Here is an 8325-nt window from a genome sequence, read left to right on the forward strand (position 1 = left end):
CAACATGATTGCCCTTTTGGGGGTCGCTGTAAACCGGCCTGGAGGTCCGTGGTTGGCTTGCCAACTGCAGGGCTACCAGAAGCCCGCTCCCTACCGCTTAGCGGTCGGAGCCGGGTAGTTTACGTGTCGTTGGCAAGGCTTGCAATAGCCATCAATGGCTATGGGCCAAGAGGTTGGGCTCGAAGACCCGCATCTCCGAATGGAACGGGATCCCTAGGTGGGTTAGCCAATCCCGCAGCGGCTCGTCCTCCAGCGCCAGGATCTGCCCTTGGGGAGAAAGGTGGGCCGGGCGATGCCAGTTGCCCAGTTGGTGAAGCACCTGGCCCATTTGAACGACATTTTCAGGTTGAATGACAAGCACCGGTTCCGCCTGGGCCTTGACTCGAATGTGTCGCTGGGCGTCTGCATACAGCAGATCCCCATCGTGAAGGTGGGTGCCGCGGGGCAGCATCAACTGGATTGCCGTGCCTCGGTCACTCACCAGCCGCTGCCGAGAGCGCTGGCGATCGTGCCAAGTGAGAGAAACTGTCTCCATCTGGCCAGGGATCCCACCTGGCGGCTCAACCAGCAGCTCCGTTACTGCAATAACCGCCGGATCCTCGCCCAAAGTGTGTCGGCCTTCGCTCATCTCAGAGACTCCAGGTACTGGCTGAGGTCTTCTTGCAGGCGGGAGAACTCTACTTCAATAGAAAGGCGCAATGCCCCTGTTTTCAACGTTACTAACACCTTGGCGGCGTAGGGGCCGGGCCAGATATTGGGATTGCAGAACATCTCCAAGTACAAGTTTGGGGCGGAATGGTGAAACTCAATCGGCGCCTGGGGCTGGCGTTGGAGGCCGCTTGCCCCCACTTTGAGCCGCTCCAAAAGGGTTTGCAAAGCCCTGTGCCACTCCCGTGCCCCCTCTGCCGAAAGCGGGAAGCTGGCCGACCCGGTTGCGAAGTTGAGGGCAAACTGAGGAGAATAAGTAGTCATAGAAGCCCGTACCTTCGGCAAGCATTCTCTGGAGGGCAGCGTTGGACAATAACAGTATCTTACGTCAGCTCTTACTAATGGGCGTGGGCACCACCGCTCTGCTGGCGGAGCAGTTGAAAAAGGCTGCTGACGAGCTGGTGCAGAAAGGTCAGCTCAAACCAGAAGAGGCATCCAACGTCATCAACAACCTGCTCAACCAGGTGAAATCCGAGCAGAGCAACCTGGAGTCTTACGTGCAGCGTCAGGTGCGCAACGTCCTGCAGGATTTGGGTGTTCCTCGCCAATCGGAAATGGACGAGCTGCGCGGGCGGCTGGATCGGCTGGAGCGGCAGGTGCGCAACCTGGAAAACCAAGTTTACCGCCGCTAGCCGAGCTGGATGTTTCGTTTCTAGCACTTGTTCTCAAGGCTTGCCCCGTCGCTCAAGCAGAGTTTGGCAGGCTGCCCCAGGCTATACCCTGCAAAACCCTGAAGCCAATTCCCAGCTTTTGAGTCCAGAAGTTCACTGCAATTCCCATGCCAAGCGAAGTTTTGACCATCACGGGCCGTGGGATCCCGCTGGTGGGCAACGACATCGACACCGACCGGATCATCCCGGCCCGTTTCTTGAAGTGCGTTACCTTTGAGGGCTTGGGCCAGCATGTATTTGCCGACGACCGTGCCCAAGCTGCCGGCCAGCATCCCTTTGACCTGCCTCAGTACCAGGGGGCAGAGATCTTGCTGGTCAACGCCAACTTTGGCTGTGGCTCCAGCCGGGAGCACGCCCCCCAAGCTCTGGCCAAGTGGGGGATCCGCGCCCTCATCGGCGAAAGCTTTGCCGAAATCTTTTTCGGCAACTGCCTGAGTTTGGGGATCCCCTGTGTAACAGCACCCGCCAGCGTGATCCACACTCTCCAGGAGGCAGTGGTCAGAAACCCGCAGCTCCAGTTAACGCTGGATCTGCTCAACAAACAGGTGCGTTGGGAGGACAAGGCCGCTGCTGTTGAAATCCCGCAGGGGGCCTGGCAAATGCTGGTGCAGGGGACGTGGGATGCCACCGGACAATTGCTGGCCGCCCGGGAGCGGATTCAAGAGGTGGCTGCTTCCTTGCCCTATCTGCGATGGCAGCGGGTTCAGTGAGCAGGTTTCTTCCCCCCGCTACTCACCTGTGGCTGGGCAGCGCCGACCCCGATTTTCTGGATCTGGCAAGGCGGGAAATTGCGGCGGCGGATCCCGAGGCCGTCCTTCAGCCTTTGCCAGAGGCACCTGGCCTAGTGTGGGTGTGCAGTCAGCGTTCCTTTGCCGACCTTGCCCAGGTCTGGCAGGCCAACCCCCCTATTTTTTTGCGCCACATCTGCCCCATCCAGCGGGAGTTTTGGCTGGACGAGGGATCCCTGACGCAACTCTGTCTAGACGAAGAGCTGTTGGCGGCCATCGACCCTGCCCTCAGCTTTTCTGTACAGACGCGCCTATTTGGCAAGCTCAACGTCAAGCCCTTCCAGGTCAATGCAGCCCTAGCAGCCCAGGTGGCGGCGGCAGTGGGGTCGCCGCTGCAGGTCAAGGATCCCCAACAGGTGATCTCGGCGGTGATCCTGGCCAACCTGACAGGGATCCGAGCTTGGCTGGGCCTGTCGCGGGCGGCGCAAAACCTCTCCACCTGGGCCGGCGGCATTCACCGCTTCCGCCGCGATCCCGGTCAGATTAGCCGCTCTGAGTTCAAGTTGCTAGAAGCCATCCAGGTGTTTCGCATCCCTTTGCACCGAGGGGGGCAGGCTTTAGATCTGGGGGCAGCGCCAGGGGGCTGGTCGCGCATTTTGCGCCTGCATGGCCAGCAGGTGACGGCCGTGGATCCGGCAGAACTGGACGAGCGTCTCCGCTCCGATGCCGGCATTTGCCACTACCGCCTTAGCGCCCAAACCTACCTAGCCCGCTGCACAGGGCGGTTTCACCTCATTCTCAACGACATGCGCATGGATGGCCGGGCCTCTGCCCATCTAATGGCGGCCTTTGCCCCTCATCTGGAGCCGCAGGGGGCAGCCGTGATGACCCTAAAGCTCCCCCACCAGCATCGCCTGCGGGTGCTCCGACAGACCCTAGACATCTTGGGCAGCGCCTTCCCGGTGGTGAGGGCGCGCCACCTGTTTCACAACCGCAGCGAGGTCACCCTCTACCTGCAGAAAGGGATCCCGGCCCTTCACTCTTCCACCACCTGAATTTCTCGGCGCAGTACCTTCTCGCGAATGGACTCCAGCAAGCTCATCTCTTCCGGGGAGATTTTGCCATCGGCCCGGATGGCGGCGATGATTTGATCCACCTCGCTGCGGGTTAGCTTCTTATCTTCCAGAGCCCGCTCCACCAGTACCTGCAGTTGGGAAAACTCCATAAGACCCCTGCTCCTCTAGGCTTAACCGGTCTTCTCATCTCCTCCAGGCTATCTGCGCCCCTTCCGATCCCCAACAGGCGCAAGATTCTCTTCAGGTCAGGTATTCTGAAGAAAATGTAAAACCCTAGGAGAAAACGACATCATGGCTGGCCCAACTCTCAAGAGCACTGAGCACGACTGCGCCACTCTCTGCCGAGATGGCTGTGTCTTGGGCGACGCCTGCCCCCACCGAGAGGCGGCCCGGCAAGCAGTGGCCTTCGTCATGAACACCGACTGGGAGACCTTGATGCGGATTGCCGAATCCAAGAACCTACCCAAGAACCCTCCCCAAGCAGAGGTGGATCCCTTACAGTTTTTGGAGAACTACCGCCTAGGCAGCTAGCTGGCAGCTCGGCAACAAACCCCTGCCCAGAATCCAGGCGCTTTAAGCCATACTGAAGGTGGTGGGATCCCTGGGTTTTATGGTTTGGCCTTGGATTAGCCTTGGGTTGGTTCTCATTGCTTCCGAGCTGTTTTTGCCGGAGCTGGTGGCTGGCCCGACGGGTGTGGCTGCCCTAGGGGCTGCTCTTTTGGCCTATTGGGGGTGGCCGGTTTGGGCCCAGTTCTCGGCTTGGATTGTGCTCTCCCTTGGGCTGATCGTTCTCAGCCGGCGTCTGCTGCCCTCTACTTCAACTCAGTTGGAAGATCTCCTGAAGGAATCGCGGGAAGCGCGGGCAGTTACGGCCATTCCGCCGGGCGAGCGGGGTCGGGTCTCTTATCTCGGCTCCACCTGGAATGCCAAGTGCAGCGTCCCCAACCTGGAGATTCAACCTGGGCAAGAGCTCTATGTGGTCGATCGCCAGGGCAATACCCTGATCGTGATGCCGATTCAGATGCTCAGGTCTTGAGGGGGATCAGGGGCTTGGCTGAGACTCATTGGACAAGCTCTTTTGAGGAAACACCTGAGGAGTCGGGGAACCTCTGCGAAGACGAACAAGAAGCTCGCCCTCAGTCCACCGTCCTGTTTGCAGCGGCTACCCATCCCAACAGGTTCAGCAGGTTCTAAGTAGAAGATGCCGTTGGGGGTGGGGTGCCCTAGCGGGAATTCGACAACCTACAGCAGGGATCCGGCCTGATATCTGCCATAATTACAAGAGCGGGATGTAGCGCAGCTTGGTAGCGCATCTGCTTTGGGAGCAGAGGGCCGCAGGTTCAAATCCTGTCATCCCGATGGAGCTGGCAAAGGGAGCGCTAGGGATCTCCAAGCCATCGGCCAAACTGGTTGCAGGAGCCTCAGCAGGCCAGATCCCATCCCAGGCAAGCTTGCATCACCTGGCCCAAGAGGTACAGGGATCCACAGATGACCGCAGGCGGCTCGCCGGGGTCAGCTGGCTGCTGCAGTTGGGCTTGTAAAGCGGCAAGATCTGGCAGCGCCTGGACAGAGCGAAGATGGGGTTGCAGGATCTGGGCCAGGTGGGCCAGTTCTTCCGGAGGGGTGCCGGCGTGGCCGAAGATGGGCAGGGCAAAGAGGCGATCCCCCGGTCGCAGCAGGGTAGCAAGAATACCCTTGACATCTTTAGTCGTGAGAATGCCCATATACCAGGTGAGAGGGCCGGGCTGGTGCTCGTCTAGGTAGCGGCGCAGCGCCTGGGCAGCGGGCAGGTTGTGGGCCCCATCCAGCAACAACCGGCGGGATCCCACTTGCACCCGCTGCAGACGGCCCGGCCACCGAGTGGCGGCAAACCCCCTGGCCACTGCAGCTTCTGGGATCTGCCAGCCCTGCTCCTGCAGGGTCTCCAAAACGGCCAGAGCGACCGCGGCGTTGGTCAGTTGCACCTCACCGGGGAGGGGCAAGGTGAGTACCTGCTCGCGCCAGCGGACGGCCTGGGGCCCCGACCATTGCAAAGGTTCCACCACCCGCAGAGGACTGCCCATCTGCTCGGCTCTGGCCCGGATCACGGCCATCACCTCGGGGGGTTGGGGTGCGCACACAGTCGGGATCCCCGGCTTGAGGATGCCGGCTTTTTCGAAGGCAATTTGCGGCAGACTGTTGCCCAGACGCTGCCAATGATCCCAGCCAATGGACGTGATGGCAGTGACCACCGGCTCAATCCCGGCATTGGTGGCATCCAGTCGCCCCCCTAGGCCCACCTCCATCACCGCCACCTCCACCTTCTGCTGGCGAAAGTACAGCCAGGCAGCGGCGGTAATGGCCTCAAACTGGGTGGGGGAAGCCTCGCCAGGAGCGTAAGTCTGCAGGCAGTCCCGCACTTGGGCCAACACCTGGCTCCAGTCGCCTGGCGAAATGTACTCGCCGCTTAGCCAGATCCGCTCCCGCCAATTGACCAGGTGGGGAGAGGTGTAGCGACCGACGCGATAGCCCGCCGCCCACAGCACATGGCTGACCCAGGCGCAGACGGATCCCTTGCCGTTGGTGCCGGCTACGTGGATGGCCGGGATCCCCGCTTGGGGCTGGCCGAGGCGCTGCAGCAAAACCTGCATGCGATCCAGGCTGAGATCGACGCCAAAGTGGCCTAGCGACTCCAGAAACCCCGGCCAATCCCAGGTTGGGATTCCACCCATCGGCGGTAGGTTGTTCGGGCTCAAGCGTTCACCTCAACACTATCCCCGCTAACCCAAGCAAAGAGATTACCCTCCCCTCTGCTCAAGCCGGTTTCGCACTGCCCCAGCAGAAGCCGTCAAAGGTTCACCACAAAAGCATCGCGAATACCTGGCTGCTTCAACACCTCTTCGATGATCCCATCTGGCAGGGGATCGTCAAGGCTGAGCACCATCACCGCATCGCCGCGGATGATCTTGCGCCCCACCTGCATGCTGGCGATGTTGACGTTGTAGGCCCCCAGCAGGGTGCCGATGCGCCCGATGATCCCCGGCATATCCCGGTGCAGGGTCATCAGCATATTGGCAGAGGGGGGCACATTCACCGGGAACTCGTCGATCTGGGTGATGCGCACCTCCCGCTCTCCGATCAGCGCTCCCGAAACCGAACGCACCCCGTTGGGGCCATGGGCAATCAACGTCAGGGATCCGGAGTAATCCTTCAAAGAGGGATCTCGCGTCTCCACCACGCGAATGCCCCGTTCCTTGGCCTCGATGGAAGCATTGACGTAGTTAACTCGCTCCCGCAGAGCCAGCGTCAACAGCCCCTTGAGCGCGGCGATGACGATCGGCTGGCCATCTTTTTCCGCCAGGGATCCCTGGAGGCGGATCTCCAACTGGCTGACCCGATCCCCCGCCAACTGGCCCACCAAGTTGCCCAGAGTTTCCGCCAAGTCCAGGTAGGGCTTGAGGCTTTGCAGCACCTCCGCCTGCAAGCCAGGGATGTTCACAGCAGAACGGGCAGGCAGCCCCAACAACACATCGCGGATCTGCTCTGCCACATCGATGGCCACATTCACCTGCGCCTCTTCGGTGGAGGCCCCCAGATGAGGGGTTAGCAGGATCTCCTTGCCCAAGGAAAGCAGAGGTGAATCTTGGCTAAGGGGCTCATCGGCAAAGACGTCCAGGGCCGCCCCCGCAATTTGGCCGGATTTGAGGGCTTCATAGAGGGCTTGCTCGTCCACTAAGCCGCCGCGGGCACAGTTGATCAGGCGGGCGGTCGGCTTCATCAGGCGGAAGGTCTCGGCGTTGAACAGGTTGGTGGTCTCAGGGGTCTTGGGGACATGCAGGGTGATGTAGTCCGATTCCTGCACCAAAGTTGTGAAATCCACCAGGCGCACCCCCAGTTGCTCCGCCCGCTCCATCGAAAGGTAGGGATCGTAGGCCAAAAGCCGCATCCCCATCGCCTTGGCAATCTGGGCCACATGGGATCCAATGCGACCCAGGCCAACAATGCCCAGTGTCTTTTTGTACACCTCTACCCCGACAAACTCCTGCCGCTTCCATTGGCCTGCTTTCAGAGAGGCATTGGCATCGGCAATGTGGCGGGAGAGGGCCATCATCAAAGCGATGGCGTGCTCGGCGGCAGCAATCGTATTGCCCTCAGGGGAGTTGACCACCAGGATCCCAGCTTTGGTGGCGGCAGCCACGTCGATGTTGTCCACGCCCACCCCCGCCCGACCGATGATTTTCAAGTTCGTCCCCGCCTCGATCACCTCGCGGGTGACCCGCGTGCCGGAGCGCACCATGATGGCATCGTAGTTGGGAATGACCGCAATCAACTGCTCCGGCGTGAGGTCGGTTTGCACATCCACCTGGGCCACTTGGGAGAGGATGTCGATTCCCGCCTGATCGATGGGATCCGTGACGATAACTCTGGGCATAAGCGACAATAGCCTAATCGGATGTGGGGCAACAGAAGCAGAAGAGCCAATACCGCAAGCCAGGCTGGATCGCATCCATGTTGACCCAACCCCAGCCAGCACCCTTTAATCTACCGCGAAAGTCCGCCAGCACGCGCAAGACCTGCCGCTCCCAAAGAGCAAGAGTCCCAGTTTCCTAGGCCCCGGTGGAGATGGGTTGCTCACGGGCGGGATCCCACAAGAGCCAGGTACTTGCCGTCGATTAAAAAGATGCCATTGGCAAACTGTACACTGTAGGTGCCCAACAGCCGCCGCTGCAAGATCACCCCTTGTTCGTGCAGCCGAATCAAATGGGCAGGGCGCAACATCGGCATCGGGTCAGCCGTTTTCAAGTAAGGAGGCATCTCCACCACCTCAACCCTCGCCCCCACCGGCAGCAAACCTTGAGCTTCAGACATGGCCCCACAAGCATCGACGCTACACCTGCCTTTAGCTTAACGTAAGGTGCGGAATTCCCCACCCGGGTGGGGATGGATAGCACCCTCTGACTGATTCTGGATGTATTGCTTCACAATTTCTAGGGAGCAAATCATGCCAAAGCCTAGCCCTTCCCAATACACTTTATTGACCGGTATTTTGTTACAAACACTACGTGCAAGTGAATTCTAAAAACTGCGTCAGCGTCGCTTCTTAGTCTGCCATTCTCGATGCTACACTTGCTGTGGCTTCGACTAAGTCACAAAAGGTGACTG

The 8325-nt window shown here is 60.1% G+C and carries 11 protein-coding genes and 1 tRNA gene; 6 read left to right on the forward strand and 6 right to left on the reverse strand.

The features are described from left to right. Positions 1-151 precede the first annotated feature (151 nt). Positions 152-628 carry an urease accessory protein UreE gene (locus NW841_RS10620; RefSeq protein WP_414365760.1) on the reverse strand — a complete coding sequence of 159 codons (477 nt, stop codon included), beginning with the start codon at positions 626-628 and terminating at the stop codon, positions 152-154. Beyond that, complete coding sequence (locus NW841_RS10625) at positions 625-972, reverse strand: hypothetical protein (RefSeq protein ID WP_414365761.1); 348 nt, start codon at positions 970-972, stop codon at positions 625-627. Before NW841_RS10625 ends, NW841_RS10620 begins: the two co-directional genes overlap by 4 nt. A 41-nt stretch (positions 973-1013) precedes the next feature. Here NW841_RS10625 and NW841_RS10630 point away from each other — a divergent pair, with 41 nt between their 5' ends. The 3 genes from NW841_RS10630 to NW841_RS10640 all read left to right on the forward strand — a co-directional run bounded on the left by NW841_RS10630 (position 1014) and on the right by NW841_RS10640 (position 3162). Further along, positions 1014-1340: a phasin family protein gene (locus NW841_RS10630; RefSeq protein WP_011431016.1), complete on the forward strand. Its 327-nt coding sequence runs from the start codon at positions 1014-1016 to the stop codon at positions 1338-1340. Positions 1341-1486: 146 nt separating this feature from the next. Continuing rightward, a complete protein-coding gene (gene leuD / locus NW841_RS10635; protein WP_414386342.1) occupies positions 1487-2089 on the forward strand; it encodes a 3-isopropylmalate dehydratase small subunit in 603 nt (200 codons plus the stop codon). After that, the gene (locus NW841_RS10640) at positions 2086-3162 is read left to right on the forward strand and encodes an SAM-dependent methyltransferase (RefSeq protein ID WP_414386344.1); all 1077 of its coding nucleotides are present in this window, start codon (positions 2086-2088) and stop codon (positions 3160-3162) included. The genes leuD and NW841_RS10640 overlap by 4 nt, the downstream gene beginning before the upstream one ends. Here the strand turns inward: NW841_RS10640 and NW841_RS10645 are convergent. Then, the gene (locus NW841_RS10645) at positions 3144-3332 is read right to left on the reverse strand and encodes a hypothetical protein (RefSeq protein WP_414371680.1); all 189 of its coding nucleotides are present in this window, start codon (positions 3330-3332) and stop codon (positions 3144-3146) included. The two genes, NW841_RS10640 and NW841_RS10645, sit on opposite strands and share 19 nt — an antisense overlap. Positions 3333-3474: 142 nt before the next feature. Here NW841_RS10645 and NW841_RS10650 point away from each other — a divergent pair, with 142 nt between their 5' ends. From NW841_RS10650 to NW841_RS10660, 3 genes are all read left to right on the forward strand, one after another. Beyond that, positions 3475-3714: a hypothetical protein gene (locus NW841_RS10650; RefSeq protein WP_414365765.1), complete on the forward strand. Its 240-nt coding sequence runs from the start codon at positions 3475-3477 to the stop codon at positions 3712-3714. Between the two features lie 79 nt (positions 3715-3793). After that, on the forward strand, positions 3794-4219 hold the full coding sequence (locus NW841_RS10655) for an NfeD family protein (protein ID WP_414371682.1): 426 nt from the start codon (positions 3794-3796) through the stop codon (positions 4217-4219). Between the two features lie 249 nt (positions 4220-4468). Beyond that, positions 4469-4542: transfer RNA gene (locus NW841_RS10660), tRNA-Pro, on the forward strand. Between the two features lie 62 nt (positions 4543-4604). Here the strand turns inward: NW841_RS10660 and NW841_RS10665 are convergent. The 3 genes from NW841_RS10665 to NW841_RS10675 form a co-directional block, all read right to left on the reverse strand. Next, positions 4605-5894 carry a bifunctional folylpolyglutamate synthase/dihydrofolate synthase gene (locus NW841_RS10665; RefSeq protein ID WP_414386345.1) on the reverse strand — a complete coding sequence of 430 codons (1290 nt, stop codon included), beginning with the start codon at positions 5892-5894 and terminating at the stop codon, positions 4605-4607. Positions 5895-6010: 116 nt separating this feature from the next. Continuing rightward, positions 6011-7594, reverse strand: a complete 1584-nt coding sequence (serA, locus tag NW841_RS10670) for a phosphoglycerate dehydrogenase (protein ID WP_414386347.1) — start codon at positions 7592-7594, stop codon at positions 6011-6013. A 200-nt stretch (positions 7595-7794) separates the two neighbouring features. Continuing rightward, complete coding sequence (locus tag NW841_RS10675; RefSeq protein WP_414365769.1) at positions 7795-8031, reverse strand: DUF3148 domain-containing protein; 237 nt, start codon at positions 8029-8031, stop codon at positions 7795-7797. Positions 8032-8325 lie beyond the last annotated feature (294 nt).

The sequence above is a fragment of the Synechococcus sp. H60.3 genome (assembly GCF_047462295.1).
Taxonomy (GTDB): Bacteria; Cyanobacteriota; Cyanobacteriia; order Thermostichales; family Thermostichaceae; genus Thermostichus.

Excerpts from the sequence above, each read along its gene's own strand:
- NW841_RS10655 (WP_414371682.1), top strand. The coding sequence starts at position 3,794 with ATGGTTTGGCCTTGGATTAGCCTTGGGTTGGTTCTCATTGCTTCCGAG.
- NW841_RS10665 (WP_414386345.1), bottom strand. The coding sequence starts at position 5,894 with ATGGGTGGAATCCCAACCTGGGATTGGCCGGGGTTTCTGGAGTCGCTA.
- NW841_RS10675 (WP_414365769.1), bottom strand. The coding sequence starts at position 8,031 with ATGTCTGAAGCTCAAGGTTTGCTGCCGGTGGGGGCGAGGGTTGAGGTG.
- NW841_RS10625 (WP_414365761.1), bottom strand. The coding sequence starts at position 972 with ATGACTACTTATTCTCCTCAGTTTGCCCTCAACTTCGCAACCGGGTCG.
- NW841_RS10645 (WP_414371680.1), bottom strand. The coding sequence starts at position 3,332 with ATGGAGTTTTCCCAACTGCAGGTACTGGTGGAGCGGGCTCTGGAAGAT.
- leuD (WP_414386342.1), top strand. The coding sequence starts at position 1,487 with ATGCCAAGCGAAGTTTTGACCATCACGGGCCGTGGGATCCCGCTGGTG.
- NW841_RS10650 (WP_414365765.1), top strand. The coding sequence starts at position 3,475 with ATGGCTGGCCCAACTCTCAAGAGCACTGAGCACGACTGCGCCACTCTC.
- NW841_RS10620 (WP_414365760.1), bottom strand. The coding sequence starts at position 628 with ATGAGCGAAGGCCGACACACTTTGGGCGAGGATCCGGCGGTTATTGCA.
- serA (WP_414386347.1), bottom strand. The coding sequence starts at position 7,594 with ATGCCCAGAGTTATCGTCACGGATCCCATCGATCAGGCGGGAATCGAC.